The organism is Acinetobacter sp. YH01007, assembly GCF_013420425.1.
GTDB classification, from domain to species: domain Bacteria; phylum Pseudomonadota; class Gammaproteobacteria; order Pseudomonadales; family Moraxellaceae; genus Acinetobacter; species Acinetobacter towneri.
Map to the genome: position 1 here is coordinate 47,359 of NZ_VOYC01000001.1, position 24,392 is coordinate 71,750.

Consider the following 24,392-nt stretch of genomic DNA (forward strand, 5'->3'; position numbering starts at 1 on the left):
TGCAAGCTCTTAGGGTGAGTATTGCCGAAACTCTCTCAACGTTCACCATCAGCCCAAAGGGCTGATGGTGAATTTAAAAAGGTAAGAAACTTTAAAATAAGTGAAATCAATACTTGGGCTTAAGTACAAAAAATTGTACTTAAGCCCCATAAAAATGACTATAGTACAAAAAATTGTACCTAACACACGGACTTCACTTTAAATAATTTTAAAACTTTCTGGTTCATCTAAATTGAACGGCACCACTCGAAGCTTTGCAACATTTGTATGTCTAAAGCAAAAATCATCCAAAGGTCGATCAAACTTATCCTTTCGATATGGATACACTAAAATCACTTCACTTTCATGTTTCAGGTAATAGTGGCTATATGCAAACATCTGCTGAATATCACTGTCTTTTAAACCATAACGTCCGCGACGGTCATTCTGATCAATGAGCTTCCACTTAGTATCTAACACGATGTTATTTGCATTCGCTTGAGAACAATCAATAAAAATATCAGGCTTTAACTTAAATATTTTAGACTGCTGATGCTCACAGATATGCTCTGTCGCATGCTGTGTTTTAACCTCATATTCAGACAATCCACGGCGCAAATGATAAGCTACAAAGTGCTCAAACAGCTTTTCCATTGGGAACAATAAACTCATACCACGCCAGTCACCTTGTGTAGACACAGGCATATATTCACCCAATACCAATTCCGTCCAAGGTTTGATCTCAGCATATAAAGCAAGTAAACGCCCTGACTGCCATTGTCTAAAATCTTGCTGAACCTTTTGGCTTCGTGGTATTTCACTGGTCATCAACCGTAATTCTTATGCTAATTTCCAGTTGTTCGGATCTTTGGTCTTTTTACACACCACTTCTAATGCTGTACGAATCAAACGGTTTTCAGGACGATTGACTTCATAAACATCATGTTCAATTGGAAAAATATGTTTTTTGCAGGTGACTGACGCATATATTTCACGTGCTGTAATTGCCCACGTAAGAATTTTTGTTCTTCTTGCACACGATTATAGTCAAAACGTAGACCACGTTGCACCAAGCGCTCAAATGACGCAAGAAACTGCGTCATAATCCATTCATGCAATGGCTGTCTAAAGTGATTTAAACTCGCGATTCCTGCTTCCCTATATGGTAAATGCAGAGAAACACTTAGCATTTTTTGAAGAAGTCTGCGCTCTTGTAAAATAATCTCTTGATCACTTGTGCCATTTAGCTCTACATGCTTCGGTAAAATTTCTAAACGCGTACCACACGGCGTTTCAATCACCCCTACATATTGGTCTAGCTTAAGCTTCCTACGTCCTGCCAATTCAAATACTTTTGCGCCGTGCTTAGAAAAAGAAGCTGAAAGCTCACAAAGATGTTCAAATGCTTTTTCAGGAATAAAGGCATGGTCTAAGCTTGAGTCAGGACAACCCTCATTAGCAACGCTAATGAAGGCATATTCGCGGATGGTAAAATCAGGCATATCTATCCCCGATTAATGCTTGATAATCTTGTGAAAGCTATCAATCGAATCAAACGCCGTCTCTACCAAGTGCCATGTTTTTTGTTCTTCAAAGAAATTTTCTGAATCTGTATTGACGTTTGGAAAGAGCGATGAGCGTACAACAGCTTGAGGTTTTAACATCCCATTAGCATTTAACACCATATTAATCTTAGCCCAATCATCAAAAAAGTATTCTTGAAGTTGCGGAATGATTTTCTGTTTGAATATCTTCGCTAAATGATCAAGCGTAGGCTTCGTTTTTAAACTCATAAAGTTGGCATGACCAATACAATGGTCTCGGTCTAAAAGCACTTCGATACGCTGGTTAATAACTTCTAATAGCTTTCCAATATTCAAACCTTCTACCACGACCTCATTTAACAACTCTAGCTTAGGTGGCATTTCAATAAAGGTAAATCGACGCCGCAACGCAATATCTAAACCTGTGAGTGAACGGTCAGATGAGTTCATCGTGCCGATAATGCAGACATTATCTGGTACTGAAAATTCTTCTTTGGAATATGGCAAGGTCACTGATAAGGCTTCGTCTGCACCTGCCCGTTTTGATTCTTCAATTAAGGTAATCAATTCACCAAAGATACGTGAAATATTGCCTCGGTTGATTTCATCGATGATGAGAACATAAGGTTTTACTTTTTCAATAGAATTTGCATATTCAACTTCTGAACGTAATGAATTTGCAATTGCCCATTCATAACTTTTTTGATCCACAATAATGTCACTTTGTTTCTTCAAATAGTTACGAATATGCCTAATAGATAAAGTGATATTACTACCCGTAGATGTAAGAGCGAATAACGTACCTGCTGAATTACTTGATACTTTAATTTCTGCACCACGTTTAGTATGAAAAATCATTTCCTCTGTTTTAGCCTGAGAAATGAGTTTATCGATTGCCTGATTTATACTCGCTTCAATCGGTGCTAGAACATTATTTTGCTTCGCATCTATTTCTGTTTGGGCATCTTCACAAACTTCCTTAAATATACCCGGCTTTACCTCATAGCGTAACTGCCCTGCATCATCAGTTTCGGCACGTATACCTTCTACAAAATCTTCATAGCTAAAACTTTGATGAAAAGTGACAAACTTAATTTGACCTTGTTCTTTGTATTGATCAAAACGTAATTTCAGCGCCGTGCGATCTTCTTGTTCTAAAACTTCGAGAGATATGTTTTCAATAATAGATAAGGCATGATTAATGCTGTGATAAGTTTTACCTGTTCCTGCTGCGCCAAATAGAATACGGTTTAATTCTTTGTTCTCTTCGGAAGTTCCGTTCATTTTATTTTTGTTCATCTCTATTTCTACATAATCATTCGGTAGATAACCTACATAAGGCTCTCGTGCTTTATCAATTGCTATAAAATCGCCTTTTATTAACTCATTAAATAATTCAGGTGTTAACTGAATTCGTTCTTGTGCAGAGAAAAAATCATCTTGATTCGATGTCAAAAACAAGCCTTCAGGCTTGAAATCTAAGAAGCCCAAAATACGATTTGTGCTATGTACACCGTTATAGCTTTTATTTTCTCCGAAACGAATTTGATGCTGGCTATCATTTTGTGTAATCCACCAATCAAGCGGAATACGGTGCATAAAACGAACCAGATTTAAAAAGAGCGTTTTATGTTCTTCATTTTGGACAACATATATATAATTATCGACTGTTTTAAAGTGATTTAATATTTGTTCATCTGACAATTCATCTCCCACGATCCCCGCTCTTTTCTTATAAATATCTTCTAATTCTGTATAGTCTTGTGGAACTTCATCAAATATCCACTCTTTTACGAATGGGCGAGCAACTCGCATGATGGTATGCCAATAAGTATATAGATAGATATATCGTTCTTTTTCTAAAGTTTGCCATTTAACTTTTAAATTTCGTCCATCACCTGGATTTTCAGTCACCTCGCCAATGCCTTTGATTTTCATACAACTGACATCACAGCCGTAGTTGTTAAAGGGCAAGCCATTCTTCTGTACATAAACTGTTTTAATTGCGACTTTATCGCCAACTTTGACGCGATTAACTGTGTTTAAAAATTTATCGGTATATCCGTTTTGCCAAATCCCTTGCTGAATGAAATTTTGCGTTTGATCATCACCATCCCAGTCAGCTCCTAACATCCAATAATTCATTTTTACCCTCTATTTCGTATATACGACAAAAAAACGTGCCCACGCATGAGAACGTTGCAATTTTTAAACTTCTTTCTTCGCCCGTGTTTTTTTCACCTAAAAAAATTACTCAGCACCACCCAAGCACATCGATGATCCAATTTATCAGCCTTATTTACGCTGAATTTCATTATATAGAATAATTTCCAGACGATACGGGTAACGAGTGCCAATGATCAATTGAATTTCAGTTTTCATCAAAGCATCTCAATTGATATACCCACTATCTGATTTATATAAAGTAGTTCCTATCAGCAACTAATTGAGGTCCCTAAAGTTAGATTTTTATTTGTTATTTATTAAAAATTAGCGTGTAGCAAATGCGAGAAACAAGCGAGTGTTCTCACATGGATACTAGATTTACACTAAGATGACGTTTTGATTTATAAAGGTGCTGTGTTGAAATATGCTTCATGAGGAATTCCTTTAAATTAAAGAAATTCTGCCGCTTGACTGTCAATTAATGGTGGCAGAACAAGTAAGCATGTATTTAAATAGAATCACATCGTAAACCATCACTGCTCTGCATTAGCTCAAATTAAACTCATCAATTATTCCATATCAACCCGATCCATGTGTCCAAAACGAACGGGTCATCTATATTAAAATTAAACATTAAAATAAATAATAAATTTCTATCTAAGCGCTCCAACTCTCATGCTTTATACAGCCTTGCAATGCAATTTTATTTTAAAAATCAAAAAACTATACTATTGATTACTTTTTAGTCAGTTAAATAAATGGGCCTTGACCCACACTTTAATCCAGTCTAATCTAACTACAACGCAGCAAAATCTGCGTTCAGGCGTGAGAACCTGATATAATCTAGGTGCAATTAAATGTCGCACTTGCGGCTATTTTTTTGCCTACTGTTAAGCAGTCGTTATGGCAGCTTGGCAGGGCAACCGAAAGGTTGGCTGATCCTAGATTCAGTATTCTCACCCCTGTTAAGCTGCCACCATCATAGTGAGATGTGATGTTGGTAAGTAAAAAACTTATCTAGGAAACGACTATGAAAACTCAATTCAATGGTACAAACACACGCACGCCAAAAAATCTTGCACAACAACTCATTGTTGAACTTGGCAAGAATCTTTCCGTACAACAACGTCAATCTTTGCTTGATATTTATATCGCACTTGATCGTGCTGAAAACACCAATTATGACCTCAACCAACAACGACTGTTAGAAGCACAAGAACAGGCTTTCTGGTCTGCAAATGACGCTGATATTCAGCAGGAATATCCTGAAGAATGGACTCGACGTACCTCTCGCAGTCAGGCACAAGCTTATACACACCAAACTTTTAAATAAGTGGTTATAACCAATGTCTAAGACAAACAAACTGCTTGTTCAAGGTGATTATCCACTGATTGCTAGCCCTACGCTTGCTCAAGCGTACGGCATGGCAGCCGCTACTTTTTTACAAAAGCTACATTACTGTTTGCAAAACAGTGAGACAAAAACTCATCAAAGTAAAAAATATTTTTTTCACAGTTATGAACAATGGGTGGAAACATTGGGCTTTTATAGTGTTTCCACAATCAAACGTGTAATCAGTAAATTAAAACAGGATGGAATATTATTAGTTAAAAAACTCTCAAAAAATAAATGGTTGCAAACAAACTACTATGCGATTGACTATAAGAAGTTAAAACAGCAACTTAGCCCTAAAATCGGTCAAGTAGAAGATGTATCTACTGAGTCTATGACACAAAGCTTAGAATGCTCGAAACAGACCGCAAACCATGTTGTACAGACGGTTAGCCCTGCTATCCCCTCTACTTCCAAATCAAAAATGAAAATTGGGATAGCAGCCGAGACTTATCCTTTCACCCAGACACAAACAATTGCTATTGAGAGTCAGTCTTGCAAAGGACTTCCCCATCCTTTGCAAACCATGCCACCGCAAATTGTTTTACAAACGATGCCGCGTGATGTCCGAGTGTTTTACCATGAGCTATTACAACAACGGGTTGATATACATCATGACGATATGCGCTTACTCAAATGGTTAGATCGTAAAAGCTATATATTGCGCCATATCGCATACATCAAAGAATCATTCGGACATCATAAATATAATTGGCATAGCCCTGAGCAGCTGAACTTAAATGACTTATAATAACCCTAACTCACAGTTGCTTTAACATGCTTTTGAGATAAAACGACTTTCCTTGTGGCTTATCCAAAGTTAATGAAAGATAGAAAAGTATAAGTCTTTTTAGGTTATTACTAGTTAAGTAATATATATAAATCATGTAAAAAAGATCCTTTTTGGATCTTTTTTATTTTTTTCAAAATGATTTAAATAAATAATATTAGTAAATAATATATAAATTATAAAAAAGATAGATTAAAGTGCATGTTCAAACTTAAATTATGAAATTCAAAGGAATAGGTTGGCGATAATGTCTGCAGGCAACTAAAAATATAGGATCTAAATTATTTTTCAAAAGTGAAAAAAATTTCAAATGTTCATTTTGAGATAACATGGTTTGAATCTCTTGCAGAAATTCAGGCATGTTTTTTTGAATTGGTACACTTGACCAACAAGCACCATGAAACCGATCAGGTGATCTTAACATGATGTTTTCTGATTTTTCTCTTGGAAACCAAAATTGAAAATTACAATGGGAAAGCTTTTCCTTTTGTATTTCTTGAATTATTTTGAAAGAGAATTCATCTTCAAACATAGCCGAAATTAAAGCTAAAGTTGAAAGTAGTAAGCTACCAGATGTTGCCTCTTTAAAATAATTATCATCATGTTGTGATGAATGATTTAACAACTTATCAAAATCTTCATATATAACAGGATACAAGTAATTTATACCATATGACGTTTTTAATGCATTTATTAAATTAGTTACATAGAGTTTAAGGAATTTAATATGTTCTTCTTCATTACTCAGGTTAAATGCTATAAGAAATAATGAAATTTCTATAATTTGAGAATCCTTTATTGGTGTAAAAAGAATTGAGTTATTCAATATCAATGATTGTAAATCATCAAGATGATCACAAAGCTTATCAGTTAATTTCTGCTTAAGATTCTTATCATCTTCATTCTGTATATCTGAATATAACCAATATGCATAAACCGAAAATCTACTCAAAATATCAAATAGTTTTATATTCGTATTTGCATTGCTACCATAATGTGCATTAGCAGATATTGCATAGGGTTTGTCGCAAAAATGCTTAAATTTATCTATAAAATTTTCAGTAATTTGTCTATAAACTCTAACTATATTTTCAAAAGAATTTTTCACTTCTTTGGCTTCTTTATTTTTATTCGCATAAATATCTTTGATAATCAACCAAGATATAAAGAGAGCTTTTTCAGAACATTGATAGATACTTTCTAAATTATCTAAGTTTCTTGACCATGAATACAAAACCCATAAACATAAATTTATTAAGCGAATTTTGCGTAAGTTATTTAGCTGAGATTCTTCTATAAGTTTTAACAGAGAGTGAAAATATTGTATAGAAGCTTCAGGTTCTTCAATCATTGCAATAGAGCGTCTTAATTCCTCGCGAAAACCGACCGGTAAAAGAGATTCTTTAAGTAAATGTTGAACAATTAATTCTGCTATTTTATCTCCATTCCATTCTTCGAATGAGATATGCTCAGTTGTTTTTTGACTAGTGTAGCTTGAAACATTTTCTCGAACTTGCTCTAAAATATTTCCACCAAAGCATAGGCATATCACAACCTTTTTATTTTTATGTTCTTGAGGAATTCTATTGGGTATATATACATCAATAATTTCTTCAATTGATGGTCTTAGAGCTTGGTCGCTATCACCATTCCAATGTGTACGGTTTAAGTCCCCATCTTTTACTGAAAATAAAAAGACCGTATCTTCCTGATTAGTATTTTTACCTACCGCCATTATGTCTACACCATTTTGACGTGTTCCTCTTTGAGGCAAAGATGTTACAATCATTCCCATTTCTGTTAATAGGTCAGGTAGGAGAGCATCTAATTCATTACGCTCTTTTAATGATCTTAAGTATTCTTTCAATATTAATTTCATTTTTCCATACCCTCATTCATAAAAATTCGTCTTTGATATTCTAATAATATGGGATCGGTGAAATATTGTAGAGGTAAAGTCATATTGTAAGAAAAAGAACTGAGTGCATCCTCTTGAAGAGCTATCTCATTGTTTCCAGTATTCGCAATGTGGATATGAGTTTCACCATATAACATAATTCTTTTAGTAAATAGATCAGCAAATACTGACTGGGCATCAGCTGATTTGTTGATTTTTTCATTTTGATGATGTCTTTTATATTGTATTAGTCTTGAGTGTTCTAAGGGGCATGCTAACTCTTTTAAATCATTTGCTTGTTTTATATCTTTATAAATAGCCTCATGTTGGATTTTTAATCTTATAATTTTATTTTTCGTTTCTTCCTCAGTGTAATTCTTTAAATCAAAAAAGAAGGCAACGTGTTGAGGCTCATAATTGATAACTACATGTTGGAAAGCTAAATCTAAAATTTGGAAAACTATTTCTGTCTTTTTTATGTAATTTAAAATGTCGACAATAAAGTTAAGAATGAGATCTTCATATATATGAAACCATCCAATTATTTTCTTTACTAAAAAAATAGAATCTTCTTCTTTGAAATTATCGACCCATGAAATATCTACGTGCAATGACTTAATTTGATTAGATGTAATTAAATCCGATGCAGATGCCCATAAATTTCGCTTTTTGGAGAGAAACCATCGTGTAACTATTTTATTCAGTAAGTCTGAATTTTCACAAATATAATAGGCATGAAAATCTCTAATGGAAATATTTTCGTGTCTAAGTAAAAGTTGTTCAATAATCCCTATTAGCTCTTTAAGATCTTCGTCAGTGTTTTGATTTGACACAGTCAAACCTAAGTAATCACAGATTTGATGAGAAATATTTTCTGCATTTATGATAATTTGATAAAAATATTGCTTTAAGCTTTTTGAAATTTTAGCTTTTTCAAAAAACAATAAGTTGGCAGATTTTTCTGAAATATCAGCGGAGCTAATCTTAGTAAGAATTAGCTCTATTGTATTTATAACATTATTTTCTAGATTGCTATGTTGCAGGGTAATGTAAGTAATAATTTCTAAAATTTGAGAAAATTGAGAGCTATTTAGCTGATCTTTGTTTATTAAATTATCAATTTTATCTAATACTTGATGCGCTTCTGTAGTTGAAGAGTACTCTAAGTATCGAACTCCATTTAATAATGAATCTATATTCTTTTCCTCTAGGTCAAAGTGATTCAAAATAAAGTCTTTTGTTTTGATAGGGTCAAAAATGGTTAAGCATTCTACTGCTAGACCTAACTTATCATAATGTACATCTAATCTAGTAACTATGAAATTAAATAAATATTCTGCGTAACTAATATTTTTTTGTGCTACTTTTTTTAAATAGTGAAACCTCATGGAGTCATGTTTGAATATTTTTTCAAAATTTAAAACAATATTTATGAGTTCAGGGAAATCTAATCTATTCGTTAAAACTACTAAGTTGAAAAAAACGTGTTCAAATTGATCTATATTAATAGATTTATTTTTATTTAACTTATCAATAACTTGATTAGCAAGGCTGATTAAATTAATTTGATTATTATCATGTGCATTTGCTATTATTTTAGCATTTTCTTGAGAGGATCTAGAATCAAAATAGAAATCACATAAAGAACAGATTTTTATTTCCAAATCTAACTTATCATTTTTCAAATTACTAATTAAATCTTCTAGAGTCATAATTTTACAAATATTCCTAAGTCCTATTAATATTTCTGGTATAAAATAGCGATAAAGTAAAATTCAATAGCCAACCAAATTCACTTTTTACTAAGCCTCATATTATGCTGATTGATCAACAATGGTCAAGGTTAAAAACAATTTCAGCATCTATTTAAAACAGAATTTGAAATTATTTTTTAGTTGACTTAATCGAGCTGTCCTTGCTCTTCTTAATCTGATTATTTTGTATAATTTGTACCTCACAGAAAATTCCGTTTTCAACCATTTTAAAATACTTTATTGGTCTTTGCTCTAATGCCGCAATTGCTTTGCAAGCCTGCCCGAGTAAAGTATCAGTTTATCTTGGAATACAGCCATCAATTTAAGATTAAAACGATGTGTCGGGTTCTTAAGATTGCTCGTGCTGGCTACTATGCTTAGTTGCATGAACCTGAATCAGGCAGGACTATTGAAGATAAGCGGTTATTACAGCTCATCCGTTCTTCTTATGTTGCCAGTTATGGCATCTACGGTTATCGTCGCATTATGCTGGATATTAAAGAGCTAGGTGAAAGCTGTGGACCTAATCGTATGCTGAAGATCATGAAGCACAATGGTATTGCCACTGTTCGAGGATATAAGAAGCATAAAAACTATGGCCGTGGTCGCTCAGATTGTGCCACCTAACCATTTAAATCGAGAGTTTATTGTAAACACACCTGATACCTCTTGGGTGACTGATATAACTTACATTCGCACATGGCAAGACTAGTTATATCTGGCTGTAGTTCTTGATATATATTCGAGAAAAGTCATCGGTTGGTCAATGAAACCTACGCTTGCCAAGGATATCGTTTTGGATGCACTTCTTATGGCGGTATGGCGAAGTAGGCCAAATGAACCTGTCCACTCAAAACCCTCTGTCAGCTAAATTAGCAAGAGTTTAAAAATTAAAAGCACACCTACCTAGCCCAACTAAAAGTCCAGATCCCAACTTTGATCCACCTCCTGCTTTGAATTTGGCGTAGATTTAAGCTGACGTTCTTGGCTCATATCGGAATCAACTGAAATCAATGTCTGATCGGACGCCTCCAACGTATCTTTCTGAATAAGTTCTTCTTTACGCTGTTGAATATTTTCTTCAAATGTTTCGAGTACATATTCAGTATCATGATCTAACAACTTATAATTTTGCTTGTTAAAAAATTGCTGCTGTCGTAGCTCAATAAGTTCACTATATCTTTTGATCGTATTGATATAGTCAAGCATCAGGTCTAACGCATAAGGCCGACATCCAGACAATTCTGAGCGAATAGCATCAATCCCCCATCCGACACTGTCACGATATCGCCTGATTGTCATCTCATCTACATAAGCTTGTTCACGCGTATTAAATTCTTTCGTAGCATCGTACAAATCATTAAATAGCTTATCAACACTTTCTGCATAACGCTCTGATTTGTATGTACTGATCCACGGAGTGTTTTGCTTTAATAACCACAATATTTCATGAAGCGTATTCTTCGGTTTTATGCAGAGCTCTGCAGACTCCGTTATTTCCTGATAATTGCAACATAATCTTCTAACACGGTCATAATTGAATCGAGAAGTTTCAATTTCTCCTGCAATTCTTTGATGTAGTTCTCGCCGTAGTTCATTAACTCTGAAAAGTCGATCAAGTCGATGCGTTGTAGACTCGATAAGTATGGACCGATTTCTTTCTGAACCTCCTTGCGTATTTGATCTATCATTTCTGAAGAAGCCAAATAATTTTGCAATTGCACTTGAAAAACTGGTTTTAATTCGTGTATTAAATCGTTCCAGTCGGGCACTAATCTGTCCTGCGATAGTGTCTGTTGATAATACTGAATTAAATTGTTTTTGTTGCTCAACTCTGTGTTTAATTCTTCGTTCAACTTCTTCAGTTTTTCTTGATAATCCTGCTGTAATTTTAGCGTAACGTTCAATTTTTGCTCGATATGCTGTTGCTGACTGAGCTGCTGTTTCAGCATTTGTATCTCTAAAAGTTGCACCTGAATTTTTTCTTGCATCAATCTGTCGAGTTCTGTCATTTGTTGCATGCTGATCTCCCTTTAAAAAATTAATACGCAGATTGTGAATAATGTGAGAATTAAAACTATTAAGAAAGTTTGAATTTTTCTGTGTGACTGTTGTTGCAGAATTAACTCGAAACTCTGTCGTTTGCAACTGTGAATATTCTCCAAAATAGTTTCCAGTTTCGAATCCAATCTTTCTCGCAAAATATTCACAACTTTTTGATTTTTCGATAAATCTTTTACTATTGTAGTATTCTGTTCCGATTGCAGGGTTTGCGCTGACTGAAAATTCGCTGCTAGTGTAGAGATAGATTGCTTCTGATCCTGCAGTTGTTCGGCGAGTTGGTCGATTTCCTGCAGTTGCTCTAATAGTAGTACTTGAAATGCTGAGCTCTGGTGCACACTTAATTTCAAACTCTCTATCAATTGGCTGTTTAATTGCGTAATATTTTCTGTTGTAGCCGTAACGTTTGTTTCTAAGTCCTTCAAGTTCATCGCGATATTCTCGAACACGGTCAAACTCTGCTGTTGAAACTGCATTAACGTCTGCTGATGTTCTTGCAGCATTCTGTTTTCTGCTTCTATTTTCAATGTAAGTTGCGATTGAAAATTGCTCATGATAAAACTCTCCGGCTAAACGGTCTGTATAATGTTCTGTTGTTAATGAAATAAAATTTTTTTTAGAGCGTGAAACTTCACCAATTTCACTTAATGCATCGATAAGCGTAGCTCGATTCGTAATCTGTCCCGCCAAAATACGTGTTTCAACAAAATGATTGATCAACTGCAACCGATCTTTTTTAGATTTACCTTTCATACCAACACGTAAGGCCGCCTCATGTTGGTAATAAACATGCGGCTGAATCTCAATATTTTTTGGTGTATAGACATCTGGACGCGCCCAATTTTTCTTAATATTGAAATAATCACGCAATGCATCAAAATATTTTTGATGTCCAGGCGGAGCAATATTTAGACTTTTTCCTGACGTCAATTCAAAGCGCGGCACTAAGATGTGTAGATGCTTTGAACCATCGTCGTCGTCATGTTGCACAACGGTCATGTGATATTGATCTTTTTTTAAACCAGCAAATGCATGCACCTCAAACTCTTCAACCACTTCTTCAATATCAGCATCGGTGGGGGCATCATTTAGATGCCAAGCAATCACAGCAGAGCTATAACCGAATTTGTGACGAGAACTTTTTGCAAGTGCTGCAAAAACCAAAGGATCACCACGTAACACTTTGACTCCTGCACGTTTGAAATTTAAATGATCAACATCACTCAACACGTAAGCTGCGGCAGCTGCAGGATCTCCTGTGCCAACAGCTAAAAATTTAATCATCATGCTGTGAGAACCTCTCAACCTCTATTTCGGCAACCGCAATTGCACGCGCTCGTGCATTCTCTACTGCTTGTTCAGAACGCTGATGTATTGGTAAAGATTGCAAATGTGCATGTAACAGCCTTTGTATTTTTTGAAGCTCATCAAGACATTCAAGAAATGAAAACTGCTCTTGTGAATGCTGTGGTTGCAAACACAAATAGTTCAATGAACGCGCAATTTGATTAACATTATTTCCGATGCGACCTAGCTCTCGTAAAAAATCTGGATCTAATTTTGGCGCAGGTCGGGGTTCAAAAATTGTTGCTGCCCGCCGCCGTCTTTTTCTATTTGTATCTATTTCCTCTGAAACCTTCTCTTCAACACGTATTACAGAATGTGTTTTACGCTTGAATTCTTCTGCAATCAGATGATGCACAAAATCGGTAAAAATCATATTTTCAGATTTCAATAACGCATCAAGCTGTTCCACTTCGACTGCTAAAAAACGCAGTCTTTTTACAATTTCACGTTTATTTTTGTTCATTTTTCAATTCACTCGAACAAGTTAGCGGATGGGGTCTTAGGGGGTCGCCCCTAACAAGCCCTGTTGCGTACCAAATCAGTTCGTGAAACGAACGGATTTGTAGCCACAGGTAGGCTTGCTTAACTGCCCCTGTGTCTACGGCTCACAAAAATTGTGACCAAACGCGAACTTATCAAAATAAAAAAATCTTTTTTTCATAAGTGATGATTTTTGAGATTTTTTCATAAAATTTTTTCAACAAAAAAAAATAAGTCAATATTTATCAATAACTTAATATTTTTAAAAATAATGACTTGACTTTAAGCAATTGAAAAAAAGCAAGTAGAAATTGTGTGATTGATTAATTATTCGTTAGACAATCTAAGATGACTCATCTTGAAGGGGCGTGCACGTTGTTGTTTTGCTGTGTAACGATTTGATTTTTTCTGTGTAATGTTAGGAATGATGGTTTTTCAATCAAATTAAATATTATTACTACATAGATAGGCAGATAAATTTTTATATTAAAAATTATTTATGAACGGATTCACAATCTAGTTCACCCATTATAGATTTTGCATTTTTACTGTGTAATTATCTGCAGTTGATAGCCTTAGCTCCATGAGCTGGTTTAGAAGATGCTACTTGTACTGTGCTAGATATTTCTTCACTAATGGATGTATTTTCTGAGCCAGTTTGAACACTTCCTCTTTGGTCTTGGCTTTCTGTATTTCCTGTAGCAGGTTCGGAAACTGAGCTAATTCCTCCTTCGTTAGTAATTTGGCTTTTTCAGTTACTACGTTTTTTACTGACTGAAGGGGTGTCATTTCCCCCATTGTCATTTTGAGCCTCCTGTAATACCTGTTCCAAAAGCTGAGTGTACTTATCTAATAAACTAGCTATACTGATTAAAATGATGAAAAAGCTAATTTTAACTGCCCCAGCAATTCCATCTTTTTTAGTAAAACTTCTGTTTCTAGTTGAGGTGTTCAATACTAGGGTTCATTTTTCATACATGCTGAAAAGTGACGATTGTCCTAGTAGGTTAAGTGAAACCAACATAAAACTTCTCAATCAATTGCCTAGTTTTAGCTAACAGATTACTAAACACATTCTCTCGCTCAAAAAGTTTAACCTTGAAATTTGGCAAATCTTTCAATTCTTCCTTACGTGGCAAACGCTGAGTGAATTCATAATTTTCGAGCACTTTTTTCATTTCTTCAGGCTTAAGATTTTCTTGTTCACATAAATGCTGATAAGCCTGTTCTTTTTCAGCATCCCAGAATTCAGCAAAAGCATCCTTGACGCTTTGGCCATTGATCATCTTAGGCATGTTTTCTTCAATGAATTTTTGAATGAGGTCTTGCTTATCGTGCAAGCTAATATCGCTACTGATTAAATCGTAAATTTGCGCTTGGTACTTCTGACGCTTTTCATCTGAGTTCGTATCAACAACAAGTTGTAGGAGGTTGATGATATAGCCAACATTGATGCGGTCACTGTGCAGTAAATCCAGTTGAAAATCGACATCATCCAGTACCGATACTTTTTCTTTCTTAGTAGTCTTTCTAACGGCACGACACAAGTCAGCGTACTTGGAGGCGAAGTTCGCAAAGTGCTGCTTATCCAGTTGTGTTTGGTCTTGATCGTACTCAATAAAAGTTTGTAATTGCGCGTTATAACGCATCACCTCACGGAAAGCCTTGATAAATTCCAGTTGCCGTTCTTCTGTGACTAGATCATCCACTGATTTGTAATCAGGCGTGAGGGAGAAGAGCTTACTGATTGCTTCTTCGTAATCCTTCTTGATTTCATCAAAGCTTGGAACCAGAACGACCTTCTTGGCATCTTTGTTTGAGAAGAGCGCAAGGGCTTCATCTGTGGCACGTTTCAGATTGCGGAAACAGATAATATTGCCAAATGGTTTTTTATCATTGTAGACACGGTTGGTACGAGAGAATGCTTGAATCAATCCATGATATTTTAGATTTTTATCGACATACAACGTATTCAGAGGTTTGGAGTCAAAGCCAGTCAGGAACATATTTACCACTAGTAGAATGTCGATCTGTCTTTTCTTGACTCGATCTGCAATATCTCGGTAGTAGGAGTAGAACTGGTCGCCTGAGTTGTAGTTGGTCTTGAATTGCTGATTGTATTTGGCAATGTAACGATCTAGCTTGTCCCTGTTGGACTGGTTAACCTGATTTGGAACTTCTGCTGCTTCCTCATCAATCAGACCGTTCATATCCTCATTGGATACGGACTGGTTGGCAGAATAGGAGAAGATGGTTGCAATGGTCAAAGGCTTGAAAATACGTCCTTGAGCTTCGTCTTCAATCTGCTTGGCTGCTTGCACCTTTTCGAACAGTTCATAGTATTGTGTCAACACATCGACTGAACTGACACAGAACATAGCCGTGAATTCACGTTTCTTAGTTTTGGTGTCGTGAGTATCCACAATGTAGCGTGCAATCATCTCCAAGCGTTGCGGATTGTCATAGAGCTCTTGGGTATCAATGCCTTCGACTTCGTCATCATAGTCAAAGTTTTGTTGCATTCCCTTGGCTGTGTACTTGCCTCGGTAATCGATTTGGAACTGCAAGACATTACGGTCACGGATGGCGTCAACAATCACGTATTTATGCAAACATTCATTAAACAGGTAATCTGTCGTCAGTTTTAAACCTGCTTTGCTTTGGCTGTTCTTTTCAAAAATGGGCGTGCCCGTAAAGCCAAACATCTGTGCATTACTGAAGAACTTCTTGATGTTTTGGTGTGTATCGCCAAACTGACTTCGGTGACATTCATCAAAAATGAATACCACTTTTTTGTCTTTCAGGTAGTCGATGTATTCTACATAGCGATCATTACTGATGGCTCGGTTGAGCTTCTGAATGGTGGTGACAATCAATTTGTCATGGCGTTGATCGAGCTGTTTCACCAAGGTGTGTGTACTATCGGTACTATCAACACTATCTGCCTTAAATGCGTTGAATTCCCTTGACGTCTGCGTATCCAAGTCATTGCGGTCTACTACAAACAGCACTTTCTCAACATCAGGCATTTGCATGATGATCTGACTGGCTTTAAATGAGGTCAGGGTTTTGCCTGAACCAGTAGTGTGCCAGATATAGCCGTTCTGATCGGAGTTTTGCACATGCTCCACAATTTTCTGTACTGCATAAATCTGATAGGGACGCAGCACCATCAGGCTTTTGGTGGTTTCTAGCAGCACCATGTACTGGGTCAGCATTTGGGTCAGATGCTGCTGATTGAAAAAAGCTTCGGCAAAGTCGACAATTTCATTGATGTGTTTGTTACTCACATCCGCCCATGGAAAGGCAAACTCGATGCCTGTGGTGCCGTTGGAGTAATAACGAGTATTGGCACCATTACTAATCACAAAGAGCTGAATAAAACCAAACAGCCCTTGCCCAGCCCAATACGCTTCACGAATATAGCGTTGCGTTTGATTAAAGGCTTCGGCGATTTCCATGCCGCGTTTTTTTAGCTCGATCTGCACCAATGGCAATCCATTGACCAAAAGCGTCACATCAAAACGGCTGGTACGTCCATTGTAGTCGCGGTGGTCAATGGTGATCTGATTCGTCACCTGATAGATGTTCTTGCTTGGATCATCAGACAGGAAAAAAAGATGTTTACTGCTGCCGTCATCAAATTTGACTGGAAATAGATCACGCAGATTCTTGGCTCGCTCAAACACTGTGCCTGTGTTTAAAAAACTGATGACCTGTTTCCATTCCGTTTCTGACAGAGGCGCTAGTCCATTGGCACGTTCAATCTGGGTTTTCAGGTTAGACAGTAGTTGGCTTTCGTCCTTGAGCGTGACGGAGGCATATCCCAATTGCTTGAGTTGGCTAATCAGTTCATTTTCAAGTTGATATTCGCTTTGTACTGTCATTTCACCCTCTACTCTCTAAATTCTTATTCGCTTTATATTCAATATACTGATTTATCTTAAAGTTTTTTCAATCACATCTAACAAACTTGCTTTCTCCAAAATCAAATCTCGAATCGCTTCAAAATTATTTTCAGGTGCACGCCAATAGATACATAACCAGCGTTCAGCACCACCTTTATATTTTTCAATTTTCCAGTTGAGGTAGCGTGAATCATCGTTGCATTTCAAAATAGAAAATGCTTGCTCCTCTAATTCTTCTGGTAAATTCAAAATATAAGTATTCACCCCAAAGATTGTCTCGCCTTGATTTTCATAAATGTATAAAGTGTTATTTGTCAGGTTATTCCACGCATCGTTATAAAAACGAATCCCTCCCCATGATTCATATTTATTTCTAGAGATATAACCATCAATGGATTGATTAAGAAGCTGACTGATACTATCGACAACTTCTTGAATAGTATTAGTTTTCAACTTTTGTAACTCTTGTATTTCTTGATAATGATCAAAAATAAATTGGATACGGTTCATATCTAGTTTCTGTGTACGATAATAACTTTCAAGATGCAGCAAAAACTCACGTGCAAACAAATTCCATTTATTCATGGGATTCGTCATCATTTGTTCTGCAAGGTAAGGTCGGACAGCATTCACCAATTGTTGGTAGGAAATACCGTGCCAATTTTTGGCTTCACTTTTACCAGAGATGCTGAGTATCAAGCCAAGGATAGTTTTGTCTTTTGAGCGTGTTTGAGCATATTTCACATAGTCATCAAATGGATTGTTTTGATGATGATAAATTTTAGCTTCCAGTAAAATGAGATGCGTATCGGTATCAATCATTAGGTCGATACGATTGCTGTTATGTGTAACGCATTCTCGCTCCAAGCTTTCCACTAGACCTAAACTAGAATTCTTTAAGGCGCTAATTCCTACAACAACATCACTAAAGCCTTTCCAGAACACTTCTCCCAACTCATGGGATTCTTGAGGGTTTAAAAAAAATTCGAGCAATTCAGTGGTGGGATTTTCGTAATGGCTACGAATCGCAGTATCGAAAAAAGTTTTTTCTCGCGGTATCGCTTTAAACTTTTTGGCAGAATCTAGAAGTTGTGTGAAATGTTCAAAAGGTGAGGTTGCTAAATTCACTATATCCCCCTACACAAACATCTGCTGTAACAAGCCCTTTTTCCAAGTTTTGGCCTGTTCTATTTGCTGTGCCACGACTTCAAGTTTTTGGTCGATGGCAGATAAGAAATTAGCGATTTTGGTTTGTTCTTCTAGGCAAGGAAGGCTTATATGGATAATTGCTAAATCACTAGAGTTATAAGAAGGTAGTGCTCCAACTTGAACAAATTTGGATAACTTTATATTATCCAAAAATTGTTTTAGAAACATAATATTCGTTTTTTGATTTGATAAATAAGCCATCATATTGTTATCTATTAAGAAATTTTTAGCTAAGCGTTTTCTTTCTAAAAAAATGGCAGCACCAACTTTCGCAAAAATGATTGCTTCATTATCTATTACCTTAGCTTTCATTTTAGTAATCGCTTCTGAATTGACATAGTTATTGGCAACCTTCATTATTTTTTCATTTCCAAGAATATTCATATCCGAAACCTTGAAGAAAGGGATACCATCTTTTCCACCCTGAAACTGCTCTGGGAAGCCTTGACCAGATTTGAATGTACCAATTTCTCCTAGAGTCGTTTCCTCCCACTCCCCAAACTCACGTCCATCATCCGCTTTAAAACGAAGCTGCTGACTAAACAGCTTTTGCATCATGCCTTGTTTATATTGGCTGAGCAGTTCATATTTTTGAGTGAGTTGGCTAATTTTTTCATCCACAGCAGAAAGAAAAGAGGCGATTTTGGTTTGTTCTTCTTTTACTGGATAGGTTAGCGGAAAAGCTAATACATCACTTTTCGTAATATTCGGATCTTTACGGCTACTAGCTGCAAAGTTTTTCCAATCATCAACCTTATGATTTAGAAAGGTTAGAAGAAAATATGATTCAATTTTTTCATTAGGATAAATTGCGGATAGAGCTTGATTACAGGCAGCCTCATCTACTAAAAGCCCAGTCCGACCAATTTGATTAAAACCACCATACATGGCTACAAAAACAGTCCCCTTAGGTAATATTTTTACAGATGTTTCTTTCAAAGCTATTTGAGAAATTTTTTCTTCTGTTTGTTCGATTAAACCATTATTCAAATCAGTTGTTTTAACCCAAGCGATATCAGCATTTTCAAAAAAGCGGTTATCACTGCGCAATGGTGTTGAGCCAGAAGTAACTTGAAAAATTTCTCCAATTCTTGATTGACTCCAATCCCCATCAAACTCTTTAAAACGTAACTTCGGTGCAGCCATTACTTCCCCTCCGCAAACGGTGAAGCAATGCCTAGCTCTTTGCAAAAATCTGCAATGATGGCATCGGTCTTTTGGCTGTCTTGTTCCAAAGCTTGAAGCTGTTTTGCAATCGCATCTAAATCAATCTCGGCTTCCGCTTCAAAGGTATCCACATAACGCGGAATATTCAGGTTGTAATCGTTGTCTTTGACTTCTTGCAAAGTCGCCACATGCGCATACTTTTCAATATTTTCACGCTTTTCAAATGCCGCAACAATCTTATCCAAATGCTCAGGCAATAACTTGTTTTGGTTCTTCTGCTTTTCAAAATCGTTGCTGGCATCAATAAACAGAATATTGCCGCTCTGCTCACGGTTTTTCTTCAACACCAAAATACAGGTCGGAATTGAAGTGCCATAGAAAATATTGGCGGGTAAACCAATAATGGCATCCACCACATTCAACTGTTCAATCAAATACTGACGAATCACGCCCTCACTCGAACCACGGAACAATACGCCATGCGGTAACACCACCGCCATGGTGCCATTGTCATCCAGTTGATACAGCATATGCTGCACAAAAGCCATGTCTGCTTTTGAACTTGGTGCGAGTTTGCCGTAGGTGGCAAAGCGTTCATCCTGTAGGAACAATGGATCGGCTGACCATTTCGCTGAGAATGGTGGATTTGCTACGACTGCATCAAAACGCTTGTCCAAATGCTGTGGACGGGTCAATGTGTTTTCTTGTTTGATGTCGAATTTGGCAAAATGCACATCATGTAGAATCATGTTCATGCGTGCCAAGTTGTAGGTGGTACGGTTCATTTCCTGACCGTAAATCATATCGACATCTTGGACTTCACGTTTTACTCGTAACAGCAATGAACCTGAACCACAGGTAGGGTCATAGACTGAACGTAGGCGATCTTTGCCTTGTGTGACGATTTTTGCCAATAGGGTTGAAACTGTTTGAGGTGTATAGAATTCACCTGCCTTTTTGCCTGCACCTGAAGCGAATTCACCAATCAGGTATTCGTAAGCATCACCCAAAACATCTGCTTCAGTGTTGCTAATGTCAAAATCAATCGCATCCAAGTGAGTTAGTACTTTTGCGACCAAGGCATTACGGTCATTGGCATTGTTGCCTAATTTGGTGGAATTGAGATCCAAGTCTTCAAAAAGATTTGCAAAGTCATCTGCCGATTCTGAACCTAGGGTACTTTGTTCAATGGCTTTTAGTGTTGCAGCCAAGTCATCCAGAATGAATTCACCCTGACGACCACGTTCTGCCAGTGTATGAAACAATTGTTTTGGAGTGAGTGCGTAACCCACTTCTGCAATGGCATTCTTTTTGATTTCTTCAATGTACGGTACGTGCTCATGGTTATTTTCATCTAATTCTAAAAAGCTGAGGTCTTCGCCATCGAGCAATTCATTGGCAAAGTTCACCGACTTTTCCGATAAATATTTAAAGAAAATAAAACCCAGAATGTAATCACGGAATTCATCGGCGCCCATGGTGCCGCGCAAAGTATTGGCAATATTCCAAAGTTGTTTTTGTAGTTGTTGTAGTTGCACCTGAGTCATTGCAGAAAAATTCCAAATAAGTGAATCATTAATAAAATGATTTTACCTAAAATTTAAAAATTTGCATCAGCAAAAAAGTGCAAAAAGACATAGGTTGTCGTGGTTAGAGGTAGCTCTTTTCAGAGCTACACTTGTAAGATCAAATTCTATTCCATTACTTTTCTAATAAATGGTCAATATTAATTCGCCGCGCTCCACTTAGCATCAAATATAAAAACCACTCGCCAATCCAATATTCTTCATAAAATAGACCTCTTGGAAAGTCGTTATTGCAAGTTAATTCGGTTTACCAGTGCAGCGATTAAGTTAATGCGTATACCGAATCTTTTCCGTCTATTTCGATAGCGTTCACTTAATATTCTAAATGTTTTCAATTGACTATTGATGTGTTCGATCACAACTCGTATTTTTCCAAGCATTTTATTGTACTTTTTCTCAACATCAAATAAGGGTAAATTCTTCTTTTTCTTTATTTTCATCAATAACTTAAATCCATCTTGCTCTAATCCGTAGTACCCTAAATCGGTCATAACATATTCACAATGTTTGAATTTCTTAACCGTTTTTCTTGCCAATTTAATATCATGCTGACTGCCATTCGATATATCTAGCCCTATGATTTGTTTGCTGTTCGGATGATAGATCACTTGTGCTTTTAGTGTATGTTTCTTCTTTTTACCACTGTAGAACTTACTCTGATTTTTTTCGGACGTTCTACTGAACATTCTGTCGCATCAATAATGACTCAGTTAAAGTGTTCGTCTGCTGTGGTAATGGTTCGTTTTGGCAGAGTAAAACGTCTTGATTTCATCAATGCATCTTCAACCTTTTTAATGGTTCGATTCACATTACTTTCAGCGATATGGTAGTATTCCGCCAATTCTAGTTGAGTGCTGTAGTTGCGTAAGTAATTGAGCATTAATAACAATTGATCCTCTATAGCTAAAGTATGAGGACGACCTGATTTCTTTTTAAGTGATTCTGCTTTTTCTAAAACATCGACCATTTCAGTAAAAAATGGTCGAGGTACACCAACCAAGCGCTTAAATTCAGAATCTGAAAAACAGTTTAATTTCTCATATCTCATGAAATCTATATTGAGACATTTTTTACTTTCGCAAGAGGTCTAGTGATAGCTAATCACTATGAGGGGTAAGATACAAGCTAGTACATTTCATCAATACCTCGTATGCAAGCTATTTATTCGCACTTACATAGCTTTTCATTGATCTAAGAACTTCACCAGCGCGTGAATGCCCTTTCTTCTCGGCACTTTCCCAAAGTTCATAAGCCTTATTCATATTCTTTGCTACGCCTTCACCTCGGAAGTATAAGAAGCCCAGCTGATATTCAGCCTCCCATGAGCCATGTTGATAGGCTCTATTCGTCCATTCAAAGGCTTTGTCATCATTCATAGGTACACCATAACCCAAAGAATAGGCATATCCTAAAGCCTGTTCAGCTTCAACATGGCCTTGATCGGCAGCTTTACTGTACCAGTCAAATGCCTTTTTATAATCTTGTGGTACACCAATGCCGCTGTCATACAAAGTTCCAAGAGCATATTGAGCCTTAGCATAACCTAAGATAGCCCCTCGTTGAGCCCAATAAAATGCTTTAGCTCTATCTTTAGCAACACCGATGCCATTGTAGTACATAGAGCTCAATTCAAATTGAGAATCTGGATAATCTTGTTCAGCTGATTTAAGGAACCATTCAAATGCTTTGGTATTATCTTTTTCCACACCAAATCCGTTTAGATATAACTTCGCAATGCTATTTTGGGCTGCTGCGATGTCTGATGTTTGCATATAGTATTCAAATGCTTTTTTATAGTTTTGCGGAACTACTAGGCCCTTTTCATAAAAGTAACCAAGATAGTAAGTTGCTTCTTCATTACCTTTCTTTCTTAATTCAGTAAAAATATTAAACGCTTTTTGATAATCTTGTTTTACCCCCAGACCTATTAGATAGAAAAAGGCAAGTTGTCCTTGTGCTGAAGTATTGCCTTGATCTGCTGCGGCTTTGAAATAGTTATATGCTTTCTGAACGTCTCTTTGAGCACCCATGTAACCATTTAAGTACTGCATACCACTAGCAAGTTGAGCATCAGCATTTCCCTGTGCAGCTGCAAGTTCAAAATAATCTAAGCCTTTTTTATAAGAATCAGGTTTTCCTGTGTCTGTAGAATAGATTGCCCCTAAAAGAATTTGAGCATCAGCATTGTTTTGATTCGCTGATTTTGTTAGCCATTCAATCGCTTCTGGATGGTTATGGCTACCCTCAATATTTTCGTCATATAGCGACTCACCTAATTCATATTGAGCTTTTGCATTTCCTTGTTGTGCTGATTTTTTTAACCATTCAATGCCTTTCGCTTTATTCTTTGGTACACCTTCACCATTTAAATATGCGTAACCTAATTCATACTGGGCTTTGTCTTCACCTTTAAGTGCTAACTTTTCGGTTTCTTTTAAGTCAAAGTTACCAGCAAAAGCTGTACCGACAAACAAACACAGTGAAAGTGATAATAGTGTTTTCTTAAAATTCATAATAAAAATTAGGCTTATAGGTGTAGCTCAATAATACATCATTTGATCAATATAAATTCATAAAAATGTTTTAATTAAATAGGATCTGTTGACATTTGCTGTATAAAAAAATAGCGAGATAGTAAAATTTAATCGCCAAACCAAATTCTGACAATTGCGCGTAAGCAGTTGAAGGAACTGATCATTTATCCTTGTATATGGCAGATTTGGACTACAAAGGATTTCATCAGGTTAAGAGTAAGTTGCTCATTCCCATCAAGAAACCTAAAAATCTACCATTACCGCAAAGAGTAAAACAGATCAACCAGGAAATCAGCCGGCGTAGAATATCCATTGAACATATTAACTGCCAACTTAAGCATTTTCGGATATTAACAGAACGCTATAGAAATAGACGCAAACGATTTGGTTTAAGAATGAATTTAATTGCTGGAATAGTGAATTGGATGCTCTTAAATTAACTTTCGCAAGAGGTCTAATTTAAGACTTCCTCAGGCGAACCTTGAAATAAAATGCTGTTAAAAGACTAAAAATAGCAAGTCTTAATCCCACCAAATGTGCCTGTAATAGGGCTTGCGTTCAGTGGATTCTTACATTT

Annotated in this window: 13 protein-coding genes and 3 pseudogenes; 4 read left to right on the forward strand and 12 right to left on the reverse strand. The window is 36.3% G+C overall.

Features of this window, described 5'->3' with window-relative positions; translation table 11 throughout:
* Nucleotides 1-198: 198 nt before the first annotated feature.
* Nucleotides 199-1,481 (reverse strand): annotated as a pseudogene (locus FTT74_RS00260) (McrC family protein).
* Nucleotides 1,482-1,493: 12 nt separating this feature from the next.
* Nucleotides 1,494-3,668 carry an AAA family ATPase gene (locus FTT74_RS13855; protein ID WP_257221814.1) on the reverse strand — a complete coding sequence of 725 codons (2,175 nt, stop codon included), beginning with the start codon at nucleotides 3,666-3,668 and terminating at the stop codon, nucleotides 1,494-1,496.
* A 1,051-nt stretch (nucleotides 3,669-4,719) separates the two neighbouring features.
* Here FTT74_RS13855 and FTT74_RS00270 point away from each other — a divergent pair.
* Nucleotides 4,720-5,022, forward strand: coding sequence for a hypothetical protein (locus FTT74_RS00270; protein WP_179988443.1), 303 nt, complete (start codon nucleotides 4,720-4,722; stop codon nucleotides 5,020-5,022).
* A 13-nt stretch (nucleotides 5,023-5,035) separates the two neighbouring features.
* Nucleotides 5,036-5,833: a hypothetical protein gene (locus FTT74_RS00275; RefSeq protein WP_179988442.1), complete on the forward strand. Its 798-nt coding sequence runs from the start codon at nucleotides 5,036-5,038 to the stop codon at nucleotides 5,831-5,833.
* Between the two features lie 250 nt (nucleotides 5,834-6,083).
* Here FTT74_RS00275 and FTT74_RS00280 read toward each other — a convergent pair whose 3' ends face one another.
* Nucleotides 6,084-7,751: a hypothetical protein gene (locus tag FTT74_RS00280; protein WP_179988441.1), complete on the reverse strand. Its 1,668-nt coding sequence runs from the start codon at nucleotides 7,749-7,751 to the stop codon at nucleotides 6,084-6,086.
* Nucleotides 7,748-9,481 (reverse strand): hypothetical protein, encoded by a 1,734-nt coding sequence (locus FTT74_RS00285; protein WP_179988440.1) that lies wholly within the window; start codon nucleotides 9,479-9,481, stop codon nucleotides 7,748-7,750. Before FTT74_RS00285 ends, FTT74_RS00280 begins: the two co-directional genes overlap by 4 nt.
* A gap of 423 nt (nucleotides 9,482-9,904) precedes the next feature.
* Here FTT74_RS00285 and FTT74_RS00290 point away from each other — a divergent pair, with 423 nt between their 5' ends.
* Entirely contained in the window at nucleotides 9,905-10,150 is a 246-nt protein-coding gene (locus FTT74_RS00290; protein WP_179988439.1) for an IS3 family transposase, read from the forward strand.
* A 288-nt stretch (nucleotides 10,151-10,438) separates the two neighbouring features.
* Here FTT74_RS00290 and FTT74_RS00295 read toward each other — a convergent pair whose 3' ends face one another.
* The 8 genes and pseudogenes from FTT74_RS00295 to FTT74_RS00330 form a co-directional block, all read right to left on the reverse strand.
* Nucleotides 10,439-12,871: a hypothetical protein gene (locus FTT74_RS00295; RefSeq protein WP_179988438.1), complete on the reverse strand. Its 2,433-nt coding sequence runs from the start codon at nucleotides 12,869-12,871 to the stop codon at nucleotides 10,439-10,441.
* Nucleotides 12,861-13,394: a MobC family plasmid mobilization relaxosome protein gene (locus FTT74_RS00300; RefSeq protein WP_019838380.1), complete on the reverse strand. Its 534-nt coding sequence runs from the start codon at nucleotides 13,392-13,394 to the stop codon at nucleotides 12,861-12,863. The genes FTT74_RS00295 and FTT74_RS00300 overlap by 11 nt, the downstream gene beginning before the upstream one ends.
* A gap of 1,024 nt (nucleotides 13,395-14,418) precedes the next feature.
* Nucleotides 14,419-17,298 carry a type I restriction endonuclease subunit R gene (locus tag FTT74_RS00305; protein ID WP_179988436.1) on the reverse strand — a complete coding sequence of 960 codons (2,880 nt, stop codon included), beginning with the start codon at nucleotides 17,296-17,298 and terminating at the stop codon, nucleotides 14,419-14,421.
* A 51-nt stretch (nucleotides 17,299-17,349) separates the two neighbouring features.
* Nucleotides 17,350-18,447 (reverse strand): PD-(D/E)XK nuclease family protein, encoded by a 1,098-nt coding sequence (locus FTT74_RS00310; RefSeq protein ID WP_179988435.1) that lies wholly within the window; start codon nucleotides 18,445-18,447, stop codon nucleotides 17,350-17,352.
* A 9-nt stretch (nucleotides 18,448-18,456) separates the two neighbouring features.
* Nucleotides 18,457-19,674: a restriction endonuclease subunit S gene (locus tag FTT74_RS00315; RefSeq protein WP_179988434.1), complete on the reverse strand. Its 1,218-nt coding sequence runs from the start codon at nucleotides 19,672-19,674 to the stop codon at nucleotides 18,457-18,459.
* Nucleotides 19,674-21,242 carry a type I restriction-modification system subunit M gene (locus FTT74_RS00320; RefSeq protein ID WP_179988433.1) on the reverse strand — a complete coding sequence of 523 codons (1,569 nt, stop codon included), beginning with the start codon at nucleotides 21,240-21,242 and terminating at the stop codon, nucleotides 19,674-19,676. Before FTT74_RS00320 ends, FTT74_RS00315 begins: the two co-directional genes overlap by 1 nt.
* Before the next feature lie 266 nt (nucleotides 21,243-21,508).
* A pseudogene (locus FTT74_RS00325) lies at nucleotides 21,509-22,329 on the reverse strand (IS5 family transposase).
* 109 nt (nucleotides 22,330-22,438) lie between these two features.
* Nucleotides 22,439-23,794, reverse strand: a complete 1,356-nt coding sequence (locus FTT74_RS00330; protein WP_179988432.1) for an SEL1-like repeat protein — start codon at nucleotides 23,792-23,794, stop codon at nucleotides 22,439-22,441.
* 197 nt (nucleotides 23,795-23,991) lie between these two features.
* Between FTT74_RS00330 and FTT74_RS00335 the strand changes: the two are divergent.
* Nucleotides 23,992-24,255: pseudogene (locus tag FTT74_RS00335) on the forward strand (transposase family protein); the annotation flags it as partial.
* Nucleotides 24,256-24,392 lie beyond the last annotated feature (137 nt).